Genomic DNA, 13,681 nt, shown 5'->3' with positions numbered 1-13,681 from the left:
CCGAATAGATACTGGCGGAATCAGTCTCGACGCCGCCGCAGCGACAGCGTGAACCCCGTAGGCATCAGTGTCAGTCGCTCCTGGATGCGCAACTGGTAGTCGGGGTCGGCGGAGAAGTCGTAGCGGCGCAGGATCGTGCCCAGCACGAGGACCGCCTCGTGCAGTGCGAATTGCCGTCCGATACAGGCGCGTTCACCGGTTCCGAACGGCTTGTAGATGTGCGGTGCCCGGCCGCGAACATTATCGGGGGCGAATCGGTCCGGGTCGAAGCGTTCCGGATCGTCGCCCCATGAAGGATCGCGGTGCAGCGACGGGATCAGCACCAGCACCCAGTCGCCGGCCCGCATCGGGTAGCGGCCGCCCAGCACGGTGTCCTCACGGGCCTCCCGCGCGTAGCCGGGCGCGGTGGGCCACAGTCGCAGTGTCTCGTCGAGCACACGTCGGACGTAGCGCAGCTTTGCGACCTTCTCGAACGGCGGCGTCTCGTCGCCCCACACGGCGTCCACCTCGGCGCGGGCCTTCGCCAGGACGTCGGGGTTGTGGGCCAGGTAGTACAACGCGAACGACAGCGCGCCCGAAGTGGTTTCGTGCCCGGCGACGAGGAACGTCACCACCTGGTGGCGGATGTTGACGTCGTCGAGGCGGTTCGGATCGTCCTCGCGGGCAGCGCGGAGCATGATCTCGAGCAGGTCCTCCGGGCCGGCCGCAGCGGTGTCGCGGCGGCTGCGGATCACCTCGTCCACCACGTCGGCCAGGTACGCGGTGTCGGCGGCGTTCTGTCGATCGGACCTGCGGTAGAGAGCCTTCCCGAGGACCGGAACGGCCCGGAACGTCCGGCGCTGCGCGTGTGTGAGGGCGCGGACCATCGCCTCCACGAACGGGTGCGGCCGCTCGCGGCGGAACGAATCGAACGAGTAACTGAAGCCGGTCCGTCCGATCGTCTCGAGCGTCAGCTTCGTCATGTCCGACGAGACGTCCACCGGTGCGCCGCCGGCGAGGCCGTCCCAGTGCTCGGTGAGCTCGTCGGCCACCTGCACCATGATGTCGTGGTACGACCGCATCGCAGACTGGGTGAATGCCGGCCGCAGCAGGTTGTGCGCCCTGCCCCAGTTGGGTTCCTCGTTGTAGGCGGTGAACAGGCCGTCGCCGCCGATGCCGCGCAGTTCCGCGATCCCGGGTGCGACGTTCTTCGCGAAGCGCGACTCGTCGGACAGTTCCGCGACCATGTCGGCGCCCGAGACGAACACGAAGCGGTGCCCGAGCGCGTTGCGCTCGAAGATCGGCCCCAGCTGTCGACCGATCCTCATCGAGTCCTGCACCGGGGTGTGCAGCGAGACGCCCAGGACGTCGCCGAGCAGAGGAAGGCGCCGGGGCGGATGCGGGACGGCCGTCGCTGCGGTTTCCAGGTTCTCCTCGACGCGCATCCCGCCCCCGTTCGACCGTCCGGTGTCTGATACCGAAAGTACGCGGTAACCGGACCGGGGAACAGCCTTTTGCGCGGCCGGACGCGGGATTACCGTTCGAGGCATGTGCCGAAACATCACTGAGCTGCGAGGGCTCGAGCCGGCCGCCACCCCCGAGGAAATCGAGGCTGCCGCCCGACAGTACGTCCGGAAGGTCAGCGGCATCCACAAGCTGTCCGACGCCAACCGCGCCGCGTTCGAGCGGGCCGTCGAGGAGGTCACCGCGACCACGGCGGAACTGCTCGGGGCGCTGCCGCCGCGCAAGCAGCCGCCCCCGACGGTGCCGCCCCTGCGCCGGCCCGAGGTGCGGGCGCGGATGGCGGCGGCGAAGGGTGCGGCCGCGGGATCCTGACCGTCAGGTGAGGCGGCGGGCGAAGAACGACAGGATCTCGTCGCGGGCCGCGATCGTCGGCTGGCCCGCGCCGTCGATCAGGTGGGCCGTCACGACGCTGTGCGGGCTCCCGATCACGTGCTCGAAGAACGGCGAGGTCGCCCGATTGGCCGCTTCGTCGGGAAGTTCGCGCGCGACGAAGCGGTCGCCCAGCGCCTCGGCGTACGCCGCGAATCGCTGCGCCCGGCAGAATCGATCGCCCCGGAACCGGTAGGCCAGCACCGTCAGATCGTCGTTGTCGAGACGTTTCCGAACGGCGGCGAGCTCATCTGCGGGACTAGCCGTTGCGTCAGGATCGTCGATCGGGAGCGACGGCTGCGACAGGACCGGCGCGAGCATCGCGGGTTCGAGCATCATCGTCAGCGCGAAGTTGCCCGTGAAACACATTCCGATCGCCCCGACGCCCGGGCCGCCGCATTCCGCGTGGGCGAGCCTGGCGAGGGACCGCAGCCACACGGTCACCGGGCTCTGCTCGTCCGACGCGAACGCGCGGAACTCCGCGCTGACGCATGCCCGCCGCAGGACCGCGGTGCCCTCCTCGACGGTGGGCACCGCGCCGTCGCGACCGAACAGCGACGGCAGGTACACGGTGAAGCCCGCGTCCCGCACCCACCGGGCGAAGCGGGCCACGTGCGGGCTGATCCCCGGCATCTCCGGCATGACGATCACCGCCGGTCCCGCGCCGGCCACGTGCACCGCCTTCGTCGCGCCTTCGAGGTCGATCTGCCGACGCGTGAAGTCCTCGAGGGGATCGTCGACGTTCATGCTCCGGTGCGGCACGGCCGTACCTCCTCATCCCGTGTGTGCGAACGAGATCAGTGTCGCCGCGCCGCGTCGACGGGGCGAGAGGCGCGATCGCCACGTTCGGGGGCATTCTCGCCACCTCGCGTATCGGCGCGGAACCGTCGGCGGTAGTCGCCGGCGCTGACACCCACCTGCTCGACGAACAGTCGACGGAACGTGCCGGCGTCCCGATAGCCGACGAGGTTCACGATCTCCTCCAACGGCCGGTCCGTCGTCTCCAACAGCCGTTTGGCGGCGCGAACCCGCGCCCGTCGCAGGAATGACAGCGGAGACTCGCCGGCCTCGGCACCGAACCGCCGCAACATCGTTCGGGTGCTGACGTGAAACGTCGCCGAGAGACGAGGCAGGTCGTAGGGGTCTGCCAGGTGTTCGACCAGCCATCGGCCGACGTCCTCGACGAACTGCCCGCGGCGCGGCGGGAGCATCGATTCGACGATGTACGGCGCCTGGCTCGAGCGGTTCTCGGCGACGAGCGTGATGCGGGCCGTGGCCCGGGCGACGTCGTCGCCGAGATGCTCGCGGATGATGACCGTCGCGAGATCGAGAGCGGCACTGAACGCCGCCGTCGTGGTGACGCGGTCGTCGTCCGCGATCAGCGCCTCGCCGCGGACGCTCGCGCGTGGATACCGTTGGGCGAGTTGTGAAGCGAACAGCCACGACGTGGTGCACCGACGCCCGTTCAGCAGGTCGGCCTCCCCGAGGAGGAACGCTCCGACACACACCGAGGCGATGCGGGTGCCTCGGGCCTCGGCGGCGCGCAGGAACGCGGTCTCGCGGCTCAGGCCGGACAGTCGGGCGTCGAGATCCGCCGACGGCGCGAGCTCGAAACCTGGCACGACCAGGCGGTCGAAGTCGTGGTGCCACGCCTGCGCCCCGATCGGGAATCCGCCGGCCGCCGTGACAGGGGATGCCGACGACGCGATGACCGACACCTGGAACGGATCCTCCGACGCAACACCCGTTTCCCGCGCCACGCGGTTCGCGATGAGCAGCAGATCGGAGAAGAGGAAGATCTCGGCCGCGAGGCAGCCGTCGTAGGCGAGGATCCCGATCCGCATGCTTCCCGTCCCGTCTCCAGGGGTGCGCCGAAGTCACCCTGAACCCCTGTTATATTGCCCAATGCAAAGGACCGACCGGGGGCATCGGGTCGGTGGGGGAGGACTTTCGCGATGGGGGCGGCTTTTGTTGCCGAGGGGGACGAACGGGCACGTGTGTGCCCACGATCGTGTGTGGGCAGCGTCGGCGCCCGCGATCTCCGAGACATACCCGGCCACGACATCGGTGTACCTCGCGCCCGCCGGCCTGCGGTTCTTCCAGGCCTGATCATCCGCGACGTCTCAGACTCGAGTCAGCTCGACATATCAAGGGGGTTCACAGATGGGTAAGCACCGCAAGAGCCGGGCGAGGACGATCGCTCGGGTGGCGTTGGTTCCCTCCGCCGCGGCCGCAGTGGTCGTGGCGGCATCGGGCGCGGCGTCGGCTGCGCCGGACCAGTTGCCGTCGCAGGGCGGTGTCACCTCCGCTCCGCAGACGCAGGGCGGCGTCACCTCCGGACCGTCGTCGCAGGGCGGCGTCACGTCCGCGCCTGCGCAGCCGGAGCCGGTCTACTGGGTGGAGCCCCCGGCCCAGTACCAGAACATCGAGTACCAGCCGCTCGACAACTACGACTACGACACCAATACCTACAACGCGCCCGACAACTACTACGTGGCGCCCGTCCAGTTCGAGGAACTGCACCTGCCGACGTATGTCGAGCCCACCGCACCGATCATCGCGCCGCGCGAAACGCTGCGCCTGGGTACCTTTCACACGCCGCAGCCCAACTGGATCACCGACGGTGACCTCGCGCGGACCAACAACACCTCCGCCGTCATCGAGGCCGAGGTGTCGACGTTCTGGCGCTCGCTGGGCGTCGAGACCACGCGTGCGAACCGTTTGGCGGCGGCACAGTTGGGGATGGGTGCGGCGGGCGCGATCGGGACGGGTGTTGCCGGCGCGCTGGTCGGCGGGACGATTGGCGGCGGCATCGGAGCAGGAATGTGGGGCGGAACCGATCTACTCATTCCAGGTGGGCAGGTCGTCTTCGTCACCAACGGTGTGGCCGGCACCGCGATCGGTGCTGCCGTCGGCGGAGTGCTCGGCGCTGTGCCGGGCGCTGTGACTGGTGTTATCGCGGGAACCACCATCGGCACTGGTGATCTCGGCGAGCCGCAGGAGCTGCCTGCCGAGGTGCGTAGCTACTTCAACGACGTCGACCAGCCCGCGGTCACGGCCCAGACGCAGGAGACCCTCGCGCAGTGGGAGACCACGCCGATCGGTGGGGCCACCGCGTCGGCCGTGCGGGACGTCGTGAACGCCGCACCCGGAATCGATCGTCAGGCAAGGGATTTCGTGTCGGCGCAGCCCGGCGGCACGCAGGTGCTCGAACGGATCGACGGGGCAATCACCACATTCGTCGCCGAGTCGTCAATCGGCGTTGCCGCGAACATGATCAGTGGAGCCGTCGGGGGCGGCATCCAGGCATGAGCCACGGGTGGGGCGGACCGGTGTCCGCCCCGCCCGTCGACTTCGGGGAGGACACATGGCGACGGACAACCGAGCGGACGATTCGCTGTTCCCGGACGTCACCGAGCACTACGGGACGGAGTCGGTCCCCGAACGAACGGTGACCGAAGAGATTGCGGCGCTGCCGGTTCCGTCCGAACCGGACCTCGGGCATCCCCCGGAGCAGGCGCACCCGGCGCCCGAGCCCGCCGTGGTCGCAGAGCCTGTTGCACCCCCCGAGCCGGTCGCAACCCCCGAATCGCTCGCCGTGCCCGGGCCCATCGAACCGGCCGAGCCCGACGCCGTACCCGAGCCGGTCGCCGAGTTCGACCAGTTGCCGACGTGGCTGGTGACCGCCCCGGCGGAGTCACCGGCGGAGAAGCCGTCCGCGAAGAGGAAGCCGCTGCTGATCGGTGGCGGCGCCGCCGCGCTCCTCGTCATCGCTGCGGCCGCGACGATCGTCGGGTTCCGCGGCGCAAGCGACGCGATCGCGGGCTCGCCGAATCCCGTCGCCGGTTCCACTGCGGCGTCATCGTCGGCAGCGGACACGACGGTCGCGGTGGCGCCGGCGCAGTCCGCCGGGTGGTGTGCGGATTCTGTCGCCGACGGGCGGAGCGTCGGTCGCGGACCGGGAAGTGTCGACGACGGCCCGGGCGCGATCAGGGCGTTCGACCACGCGTACTACGTCGACCGCGACGGGGGCAGGGTCGCGTCACTGATGTTGACGCCCAACGCCGTTCCGGACATCCAGAAGTGGATCGACGAGGTTCCGCTCGGTACCGAGCACTGCGTCACGGTCGTGCCCACCGCCGACCCGAACGTCTTCGAGGTCGATCTGGGATTGCGGTCGCCGACCGGTTCGGACGGTGTGATCCGTCAACGTGTCACGGTCGCACCGTCGCCGGCGGGATTCAAGATCGCCAAGGTGGAGGACCTGCGATGAACAACGTGGTCTCGCTGCGCCGCACCCCCAGGGTGCCCGAGCCGGAGCGGGTGTCCGCGATGGTGGTCGCTGGATCGGGTGGGGCCGCCACCACCACGACGGTGTACGGGTTGGCCACTGCGCTCCGCCTCGGTACCGGCAAGGACGTCTCGGCGGTCGACGCGACCAGCGACGGCGGAAACCTTCTCGCGCGGGCCGGATTCGGCGCTGTCGATCCCGCCCGATCGATCCGGCAGCTCGAGTCGCGCATGGCGCTCACGTCCGCCGGTGTGGTGGTGGTGGGCAGCGGCAACGCGCAGGCGAGCGACCCCGCGATCGTCGACGAGCTGCTCGCGGCCCGGCACAGCGCTCGCGTCCACGACGTCGGTACCGCGCTGCGCTCGCCGCGACTGGCGCCACTGATCCGCTCCGGTGCGGCACTGGTGGTGGTCGCGCCCGCTCGTTCCGAACCGCTGAGCCGGATGCGTGACGCCCTCACCTGGGTGATGTCGACGTACGGTGCGCAGGTGCTCGGCGGCACCACCGTCGTCGTCTCGCACCAGATGCCCGACGCACCAGTCGATCTGGGGCCGATCCGGGACGCACTGTCACCACGGATCGCAGGATTCGTCGAGGTGCCCTTCGACGCGGCCCTCGCGCAGCCCGGAGTCATCGACCACCGCCGTCTGGCGACCTCGACGATCGACGCCTGGACCGACGTCCTGGACGTGCTCGGCGGACTGTTCTCCCGGCCGGAGCAGCCGGCGGAAGCGAGCGAGGAACTCGCCTGAACGGACGAAGGGACCCTTCACGCGCTGGTGGCGCATGAAGGGTCCCTTCAGCTGGAGGCCGGCCGATCAGGCCTTGAGGTCTCCAAGTGCATCGATGCGCTTCGCAGCGTCGGCCATGATGCGGTCGATCAGTTCCTGGCAGCTGGGCAGGTCGTCGATCATGCCGACCACCTGACCGGAGGCGAGCACGCCGGCCTCGGTGTTGCCCTCGACCAGACCGGCCTTGAGCAGCATCGGGGTGTTGGCGGCCATGATGATCTGCTGCCACGTGCGGTCGCCGGACTTCTTCATGGCGAGTCCGTCCTTGGCGAGGGTGGACCACTTCATGCCCGTCATCGCCTTGAACTTCATGGCATTCTTGGTGGCCGCAACGAGTCCCTTTGCGTAGCTGGACTTCTCGAGTGCGTTCACCAGTTCGGTGTTGAGCACGCGGTGCGGCATGCCGTCGACCTTCACCGACACCGTGGTGTCGGTCAGGCTGCGCTTGAGGTACTCCTGCTTGACCGAGTCCGGCACCGCCGAATCGCTCGTGAGCAGGAAGCGGGTGCCCATCGCGACACCGGCGGCACCGTACGACAGCGCCGCGGCCAGGCCGCGACCGTCGAAGAAGCCGCCGCCGGCGACAACCGGGATGTCGACCGCGTCGAGCACGGACGGCAGCAGCAGGGTGGTCGCGACTCCGCCGGTGTGGCCACCGCCCTCACCGCCCTGCACGATCACCGCGTCGGCGCCCCACGAGGCGACCTTGACGGCGTGCTTGGCGGCACCGATCGACGGGATCACGACGATCCCGTTGTCCTTGAGCTTGGCGATCAGTTCCTTCTTGGGCGCCAACGCGAACGAGGCGACCTTGACACCCTCGCGGATCAGCAGATCGCAGCGCTTCGAGGCGTCCGACGCGTCGGCGCGCATGTTGACGCCGAACGGCTTGTCCGTCAGCTGCTTGGTCTTGAGGACCGCTGCCTCGAGCTCCTCGTAGGTCATCGTCGCCGAGGCGAGGATGCCGAGGCCGCCCGCGTTGGCGGTGGCCGCGGTCAGGCGCGGGCCGGACACCCAGCCCATGCCCGTCTGAACGATCGGATGCTCGACACCGACCAGCTCGGTGAACGGCGTCTTCAGCAGCTGGCTCACAGCGAGACCTCGCGGTCACGCAGGCTCTTCGGATCGATGACCTCGCGGATCAGGCGCAGCTCCTCGGCGGTGGGCTCGCGGGTGACGCCGGCCTCGGCCAGGCCCGCGATCTCGAAGGAGGTGTTGGCCTTGACGTCCTCGGCGGTGACGCCGGGGTGCAGGCTCACCGCACGCATAGTCTGGTTCGGGCCGTGGAAGTCGAACACACCGAGGTTGGTGACCACCTGGTGGTTCTTCAGGAAGCGGAACGCCGGGTTCTCCGGGTCCACCTTGTCGTAGCCGACGCCGCACACCACGTCGACCTGCTCGGCGAACACGCGGGTGGAGTGCTTGCCCACCCAGTAGCTGGTGGCGTGGTTGATGGTGTTGCCGGGGGCGCCGCGCAGGCCGAACATCTGGCGGGTCGGCTTGTCCAGCGGGCCGAACGCGGAGAGGTTCTGGTTGCCGAACTTGTCGATCTGGTTCGCGCCCATCACCACGTGGCGACGGCCGGATGCGACCACGTCGAACACCTTGGAGAACGGGATGTAGCCCTCGATCGGCGCGGTGGCGCCGATGGCCGGCGCGTCGGCCAGGATCAGGGCCTCGCCGTCGGTGATGATCAGGTCCGGCTCGGTGGTGAGCTTGGCCAGGCGGGCACCGATCAGCGGCAGCGTCGCCATGGGGGAGGCGAAGATCTCGCCGGCGTCGGCGAACAACTCGGCGCACGCGATGGCGCAGTACTCCGCGCGGGTTACCTCGGTCATGACTTCTGCTCCTCTGCGAACTTGCGCACGGCGGCCTGGTAGTCGTCCTCGCTGCCGGACAGGTAGGTGTCGGCGAAGGCCTGCCACGCCTCGGGGGTCTTGGCGGACTCGGCGTAGTGGCGCTGGAACTTCTCGTCGCGCTTGTATTCGCCGGCGAAGGTGAAGTGCGCGCCGCCCGGGGCCTCGGTGACGGTGTCGACCATCGCGCGGTTCAGGATCAGGGCCTGATTCGGGACGGACTTGACGAGTTCCTCGGTCGAGACGATCTTGTCGACGCTGAGGATGCGCTGCTCGGCCGCGAGACAGAACAGGTCGTCGAAGTAGGGGTCGACGCCGGTGTAGGCGGCGTTGCCGCGCTCGTCGGCCAGGTCCAGGTGGACCAGGGCAGCGTCGAGGTTCAGCGCGGGCATCGCGATGAGGGACTCGATGCGGCCGTCGGCATGCGGGTACGGGGATGCGACGGTCTTGAGCTCGTCGCCCCAGACGGTCTGCGCATCCGAGCCGAGGCCCGCACGGATCGGCATGAACGGCAGGCGCGCGGCGGCGGCCTGCAGGCCGGCCTTGACCATGCCCTCGTCCATCTCGCGGGACTCGATGGTCCCGGCGACGCGGGCCTGTGCGAACCAGGGGTCGTAGAACGGCGCCGAGTCCAGGGACACGAAGCCGTAGTAGGCGCGCTTGACCTTGCCCGCGGAGATCAGCAGACCGAGGTCCGGGCCGAGGTACCCGACGACGGTCAGGTCCTTGACGTCGCTCCGCAGCAGCGCGCGCACCAGTGCCATCGGCTTGCGCCGCGAGCCCCAGCCGCCGATGCCGATGGTCATCCCGCTCTGGATGCCGGCGACGGCCTCATCCAGTGAGCGGCGCTTGTCGCGCTTCTCAGCCATTACTTGCTGTCTCCCTTGGGTGCGGTGGTGTTCGACTTCGGCTTGCCCGTGGCGACGAACTCGTCGCGGTGCTCGTCGGCGACGCCGGCGAGGTTGAGCTCGAACGTGAAGCCCTGCTCGATCCGGTAGCTGGTGTGCACGTCCATCACGTCGATGCGGTTGATCGCTTCCTTGGCGCGCCGGATCACGCGGGTGTCCTTGGCGGCGATCTCGCCGGCGATCTTCAGCGCGCATGCGTCGAGCTCGGCGCGCGGGACCACGTCGTACACGGAACCGAAGTGCTTGAGCGTCTGGGCGTCGACGTTCTTGGCCGTGTAGTACAGCGTGCGCATCATGTGCTGGGGGACCAGGCGGGCGAGGTGCGTGGCGGCACCGAGTGCGCCGCGGTCCACCTCGGGCAGGCCGAAGATCGCATCGTCGGACGCGACGATGACATCCGCGTTGCCGACCAGGCCGATGCCACCGCCGACGCAGAAGCCGTTGACGGCGACCACGACGGGCACCTCGCAGTCGTAGACCGCGGAGAAGGCTGCGGCGCAGCCGCGGTTGGCGTCGATGAGCGCGCCGTGACCCTCGGTGGCCTGCATTTCCTTGATGTCGACGCCGGCGTTGAAGCCGCGTCCCTCGGCGCGCAGGATCACCACGTGCGTGTTGGGATCCTTGCCCGCTTCGAGGATGGCGTCGGCCAACTCGAACCAGCCCTTCGAGGGGATGGCATTCACGGGCGGGTAGTCGACGGTGACCGTGGTGATCCCGGCACCGTCCGAGGTCGAAGTGATGCCCATGGCATGTTCCTTACGTCTGTTGACCGAACCAAGCGATTGCTTGGTAAGTTATCACAGACGGGTGCGAATGACCCGTGCCGCTTCAGGGAGGATGAACGTGGATCTCGGTCTCGAAGGCAAGGTCGTGCTGGTGACCGGCGGAGTGCGCGGAATCGGAGCCGGCATCAGCCGGTCCTTCCTGTGTGCGGGCGCGACGGTGGTGACGTGCGCGCGTCGCCCGGCCGACAAACCGGTCGAGGTCACGGGTCCCGGAGGCGAGCTGCGCAGCATCGACTTCATCCCGTGCGACGTGCGCGATGCAGACCAGGTGCAGTCGATGATCGATCAGATCGTCGCGAAGTACGGCCGGCTCGACACCGTCGTGAACAACGCCGGTGGCGCCCCGTTCGCGATGGCGGCCGACGCGAGCCCCAAGTTCCACTCCAAGATCGTCGAGTTGAACCTGCTCGCCCCGCTGCTGATCTCGCAGATCGCGAACGCGGTCATGCAGAAGCAAGAGGACGGCGGGTCGATCGTGATGATCTCCAGCGTCAGCGGCAGCAGGCCTTCCCCGGGCACCGCGGCGTACGGCGCCGCGAAGGCGGGTATCGACTCGCTCGCGGCCAGCCTGTCCGTCGAGTGGGCGCCCAAGGTGCGGGTCAACTCGATCGTTGTCGGGCTCGTGCAGACCGAGCTGAGCCACCTGCACTACGGCGACGAGGCAGGCATCGACGCCGTCGGCGCCACCGTCCCGCTGGGTCGGATGGCATTGCCCGAGGACATCGGCAATTGTGCGACATTCCTGGCATCACCGTTGGCGGCCTACGTCAGCGGTTCGACCCTTACCGTCCACGGCGGCGGCGAGCGCCCGGCCTTCCTGGCCGCGGCAACAACTTAAGGAGAATCAAGTGAGCGGATTGCTTGACGGCCGAGTCGTCATCATCACCGGCGCCGGCCGTGGAATCGGTCGCGCGCACGCGCTGGCCTTCGCGGCGGAGGGCGCCAAGGTCGTCGTCAACGATATCGGTGTCGGCGGCGACGGCTCCAACACCGGCGAGACCCCTGCCGAGCAGGTTGTCGCCGAGATCAAGGCCGCCGGCGGCGAGGCTGTCGTCAACGGCGACGATGTCGCGTCGTGGGAGGGTGCCCAGAACCTGATCCAAACCGCTATCGACACGTTCGGTGGACTGGACATCCTGGTCAACAATGCGGGCTTCCTGCGTGACCGCATGCTCGTCGGCATGAGCGAGGAAGAGTGGGACGCGGTCATCCGCGTGCACCTCAAGGGCCACTTCGCCCCGCTGCGCCACGCCGCCGCGTACTGGCGGGCCGAGTCCAAGGCCGGACGCCCGGTGGACGCCCGCATCATCAACACCAGCTCGGGCGCGGGCCTGCAGGGCTCCATCGGCCAGGGCAACTACGCCGCGGCCAAGGCCGGCATCGCCGAGATGACGATCCAGGCTGCCGCCGAGCTGAAGAACTACGGCGTCTCCGTCAACGCGATCGCCCCCGCGGCCCGTACCCGCATGACCGTCGGCGCCGGTGGCGCGATGGCCGAGGCGATGGCCGCTCCAGAGGAGGGCTTCGACGCGATGGCGCCGGAGAACATCTCCCCGCTGGTCGTGTGGCTGGGCAGCGCCGAGGCGAAGAACGTCACCGGCCGCGTGTTCGAGGTCGAGGGTGGCAAGATCACCGTCGCCGAGGGCTGGCGCCACGGCCCCACCCAGGACAAGGGTGACCGTTGGGATCCGAAGGAACTCGGACCGGTCGTGGCCGACCTGCTCGAGAAGGCCGAGACCCCCACCCCGGTCTACGGAGCCTGAGCAGCGGCATTCACGCCTGACGAAAACCGCCCGTGCACTCGATGCGCACGGGCGGTTTTCGTGTTTCGGCGTGTTTATGCCGGGGTGCGGATGATCAGAACCGTGCCGGGGAAGTAGGCGGCCAGTTCGCTGCGCGCCTGCTTGAGCGCCGCGGTCCCGTAGCCCTGCTTGCGGGCGTCGGGCGCCACCCAGATCGCGACGTCCACCTCGTTGCCGGTGAGCTCGCCGAACACCAGGCCGACACTGCTGGGCTCGTCGCCGGTGGTGCATTCCGCGACGAACCACCCCGCCGACTCGTCGTCGATGCGCTTGAGCCCGTCCCGACGCTCCTGCTCGACGCGGTCCTGGCTCCACGGCGCGCCCGAATCGTCGAAGCGCTCGGCGGACCGCTTGCGGAACAGGTCGGTGTCCCCGTCCGAATCGGTGAAGGGGCGCAAGCGAACTCCGGCGCCGGTGCTGAACGGACGCTGCTCGGGCAGCCACTGCAGGGTGGCGTCGAGGTCCTCGAGCTCGGTGCGGATCCGGTCGCGTTCCGTGACCGTCAGCCGGTCGAAACGCAGGTTCAGCACGGCCTCGGCGCAGAAGTCGGACGTCTCGAGCAGGTCACGGACGGCCGCGACGGCGGCGGCACGGTCCTTGCTCTCGACGATTGCGTCCAGGACCTCGTGACGACGGTCGAGTGCCTTCAGCAGGGCCGAAGCGATCTCGCGCCGGTCGATCACCTGGTCGTGGTTCTTCACTGTCATGGTGCGACATTCCTCCTCGAGAACGGGGGTCCCGGCGCCGATGTGCCGGGCGTCGACCCTCATTATTCCCGTCTGTGCGCCTGCGGGGGAGTGCCGCGCGCTATTCGCAGACGACGACGGGGATCTGCCGATCGGTCCAGGCCTGGTAATCATCGAACTCGGGATACATCGCCAGCAGCTTCGGCCACAGCTGCGCGCGCTCGTCGTCGTCGGCGACACGGGCTACCAGATTGCGTACCTGTGAACGGATCTGGATCGTCACTTTCGGGTCGGCCTTCAGGTTCAGGTACCACATCGGGTTCATCGGCTGGCCGCCCTGCGAGGCGACGAGGACGATGCGGTCGTCATCCTCGAGGAACACCAGGGGGGTCACCCGTGGCTCGCCGGTCTTGCGTCCGGTGGTGGTGAGCAGGCAGATCGGCAGGCCGTGCTTCGCGGCGCTGCCGATCCGCCACTTGCCGCCGATGCGCCCACCCGTGACCCGGTACACGACGACGTTCGTTTTCGACATCCACTTGACGAGGGATCGGGTGAACTGCGTATCGAGCAACGGTGGGCGCTTCATCGTGGCGTCAGATCCGCTCGATGATGGTGCCCGTCGCGAGTGCGCCGCCCGCGCACATCGTGATCAGGGCGGTCGAGCCGTCGCGGCGCTCGAGTTCGTGCAGC

General features: G+C 68.9%; 15 protein-coding genes. 6 read left to right on the top strand and 9 right to left on the bottom strand.

What is annotated here, in order from left to right; all coding sequences use genetic code 11:
* Nucleotides 1-20: 20 nt before the first annotated feature.
* The gene (locus J2X34_RS15405; RefSeq protein WP_114723613.1) at nucleotides 21-1,424 is read right to left on the bottom strand and encodes a cytochrome P450; all 1,404 of its coding nucleotides are present in this window, start codon (nucleotides 1,422-1,424) and stop codon (nucleotides 21-23) included.
* A gap of 103 nt (nucleotides 1,425-1,527) precedes the next feature.
* Between J2X34_RS15405 and J2X34_RS15400 the strand changes: the two genes are divergently transcribed.
* Nucleotides 1,528-1,815, top strand: a complete 288-nt coding sequence (locus tag J2X34_RS15400; RefSeq protein WP_114723612.1) for a DUF2277 domain-containing protein — start codon at nucleotides 1,528-1,530, stop codon at nucleotides 1,813-1,815.
* A 3-nt stretch (nucleotides 1,816-1,818) separates the two neighbouring features.
* Here the strand turns inward: J2X34_RS15400 and J2X34_RS15395 are convergent, their stop codons facing one another.
* Together J2X34_RS15395 and J2X34_RS15390 are read right to left on the bottom strand one after the other, a co-directional pair.
* A complete protein-coding gene (locus tag J2X34_RS15395; RefSeq protein WP_429518213.1) occupies nucleotides 1,819-2,634 on the bottom strand; it encodes a dienelactone hydrolase family protein in 816 nt (271 codons plus the stop codon).
* A 35-nt stretch (nucleotides 2,635-2,669) separates the two neighbouring features.
* A complete protein-coding gene (locus J2X34_RS15390) occupies nucleotides 2,670-3,716 on the bottom strand; it encodes a GlxA family transcriptional regulator (RefSeq protein WP_429518211.1) in 1,047 nt (348 codons plus the stop codon).
* A 319-nt stretch (nucleotides 3,717-4,035) separates the two neighbouring features.
* On the opposite strand from J2X34_RS15390, the gene J2X34_RS15385 reads away from it, so the two are divergent.
* The 3 genes from J2X34_RS15385 to J2X34_RS15375 are packed head-to-tail and all read left to right on the top strand — an operon-like array spanning nucleotide 4,036 to nucleotide 6,915.
* Nucleotides 4,036-5,184, top strand: a complete 1,149-nt coding sequence (locus J2X34_RS15385) for a hypothetical protein (protein WP_429518209.1) — start codon at nucleotides 4,036-4,038, stop codon at nucleotides 5,182-5,184.
* Between the two features lie 55 nt (nucleotides 5,185-5,239).
* Nucleotides 5,240-6,145 carry a hypothetical protein gene (locus tag J2X34_RS15380; protein ID WP_429518207.1) on the top strand — a complete coding sequence of 302 codons (906 nt, stop codon included), beginning with the start codon at nucleotides 5,240-5,242 and terminating at the stop codon, nucleotides 6,143-6,145.
* On the top strand, nucleotides 6,142-6,915 hold the full coding sequence (locus tag J2X34_RS15375; RefSeq protein ID WP_429518205.1) for a hypothetical protein: 774 nt from the start codon (nucleotides 6,142-6,144) through the stop codon (nucleotides 6,913-6,915). Before J2X34_RS15380 ends, J2X34_RS15375 begins: the two co-directional genes overlap by 4 nt.
* A 66-nt stretch (nucleotides 6,916-6,981) precedes the next feature.
* Here J2X34_RS15375 and J2X34_RS15370 read toward each other — a convergent pair whose 3' ends face one another.
* The 4 genes from J2X34_RS15370 to echA20 are packed head-to-tail and all read right to left on the bottom strand — an operon-like array spanning nucleotide 6,982 to nucleotide 10,464.
* Nucleotides 6,982-8,046: an NAD(P)H-dependent flavin oxidoreductase gene (locus tag J2X34_RS15370; protein WP_429518203.1), complete on the bottom strand. Its 1,065-nt coding sequence runs from the start codon at nucleotides 8,044-8,046 to the stop codon at nucleotides 6,982-6,984.
* Nucleotides 8,043-8,792 carry a CoA-transferase subunit beta gene (locus J2X34_RS15365; protein ID WP_429518201.1) on the bottom strand — a complete coding sequence of 250 codons (750 nt, stop codon included), beginning with the start codon at nucleotides 8,790-8,792 and terminating at the stop codon, nucleotides 8,043-8,045. Before J2X34_RS15365 ends, J2X34_RS15370 begins: the two co-directional genes overlap by 4 nt.
* Nucleotides 8,789-9,679, bottom strand: a complete 891-nt coding sequence (locus J2X34_RS15360; RefSeq protein WP_429518199.1) for a CoA transferase subunit A — start codon at nucleotides 9,677-9,679, stop codon at nucleotides 8,789-8,791. The genes J2X34_RS15365 and J2X34_RS15360 overlap by 4 nt, the downstream gene beginning before the upstream one ends.
* A complete protein-coding gene (echA20, locus tag J2X34_RS15355) occupies nucleotides 9,679-10,464 on the bottom strand; it encodes a (7aS)-7a-methyl-1,5-dioxo-2,3,5,6,7,7a-hexahydro-1H-indene-carboxyl-CoA hydrolase (protein ID WP_280763674.1) in 786 nt (261 codons plus the stop codon). The genes J2X34_RS15360 and echA20 overlap by 1 nt, the downstream gene beginning before the upstream one ends.
* Nucleotides 10,465-10,561: 97 nt before the next feature.
* Between echA20 and J2X34_RS15350 the strand changes: the two genes are divergently transcribed.
* Both J2X34_RS15350 and J2X34_RS15345 read left to right on the top strand, forming a co-directional pair.
* Complete coding sequence (locus J2X34_RS15350; protein WP_429518196.1) at nucleotides 10,562-11,341, top strand: SDR family oxidoreductase; 780 nt, start codon at nucleotides 10,562-10,564, stop codon at nucleotides 11,339-11,341.
* A gap of 10 nt (nucleotides 11,342-11,351) precedes the next feature.
* Nucleotides 11,352-12,266, top strand: a complete 915-nt coding sequence (locus J2X34_RS15345; protein WP_114723602.1) for an SDR family oxidoreductase — start codon at nucleotides 11,352-11,354, stop codon at nucleotides 12,264-12,266.
* Between the two features lie 74 nt (nucleotides 12,267-12,340).
* Here J2X34_RS15345 and J2X34_RS15340 read toward each other — a convergent pair whose 3' ends face one another.
* Both J2X34_RS15340 and J2X34_RS15335 read right to left on the bottom strand, forming a co-directional pair.
* A complete protein-coding gene (locus J2X34_RS15340; RefSeq protein WP_429518194.1) occupies nucleotides 12,341-13,012 on the bottom strand; it encodes a GNAT family N-acetyltransferase in 672 nt (223 codons plus the stop codon).
* 100 nt (nucleotides 13,013-13,112) lie between these two features.
* Entirely contained in the window at nucleotides 13,113-13,577 is a 465-nt protein-coding gene (locus J2X34_RS15335) for a nitroreductase family deazaflavin-dependent oxidoreductase (RefSeq protein ID WP_114723601.1), read from the bottom strand.
* Nucleotides 13,578-13,681: the final 104 nt, after the last annotated feature.

Origin of the sequence: Rhodococcus sp. BE178 (assembly GCF_050433545.1) — a bacterium.
Taxonomy (GTDB): domain Bacteria; phylum Actinomycetota; class Actinomycetes; order Mycobacteriales; family Mycobacteriaceae; genus Prescottella.
Note: the sequence above shows the minus strand (reverse complement) of the source record. Positions and strands in the feature narration are given on the sequence as shown.

Coding starts and splice junctions, on each gene's coding strand:
- J2X34_RS15405 (WP_114723613.1), bottom strand. CDS start 1,424: ATGCGCGTCGAGGAGAACCTGGAAACCGCAGCGACGGCCGTCCCGCAT.
- J2X34_RS15400 (WP_114723612.1), top strand. CDS start 1,528: ATGTGCCGAAACATCACTGAGCTGCGAGGGCTCGAGCCGGCCGCCACC.
- J2X34_RS15390 (WP_429518211.1), bottom strand. CDS start 3,716: ATGCGGATCGGGATCCTCGCCTACGACGGCTGCCTCGCGGCCGAGATC.
- J2X34_RS15385 (WP_429518209.1), top strand. CDS start 4,036: ATGGGTAAGCACCGCAAGAGCCGGGCGAGGACGATCGCTCGGGTGGCG.
- J2X34_RS15380 (WP_429518207.1), top strand. CDS start 5,240: ATGGCGACGGACAACCGAGCGGACGATTCGCTGTTCCCGGACGTCACC.
- J2X34_RS15375 (WP_429518205.1), top strand. CDS start 6,142: ATGAACAACGTGGTCTCGCTGCGCCGCACCCCCAGGGTGCCCGAGCCG.
- J2X34_RS15365 (WP_429518201.1), bottom strand. CDS start 8,792: ATGACCGAGGTAACCCGCGCGGAGTACTGCGCCATCGCGTGCGCCGAG.
- J2X34_RS15360 (WP_429518199.1), bottom strand. CDS start 9,679: ATGGCTGAGAAGCGCGACAAGCGCCGCTCACTGGATGAGGCCGTCGCC.
- echA20 (WP_280763674.1), bottom strand. CDS start 10,464: ATGGGCATCACTTCGACCTCGGACGGTGCCGGGATCACCACGGTCACC.
- J2X34_RS15340 (WP_429518194.1), bottom strand. CDS start 13,012: ATGACAGTGAAGAACCACGACCAGGTGATCGACCGGCGCGAGATCGCT.
- J2X34_RS15335 (WP_114723601.1), bottom strand. CDS start 13,577: ATGAAGCGCCCACCGTTGCTCGATACGCAGTTCACCCGATCCCTCGTC.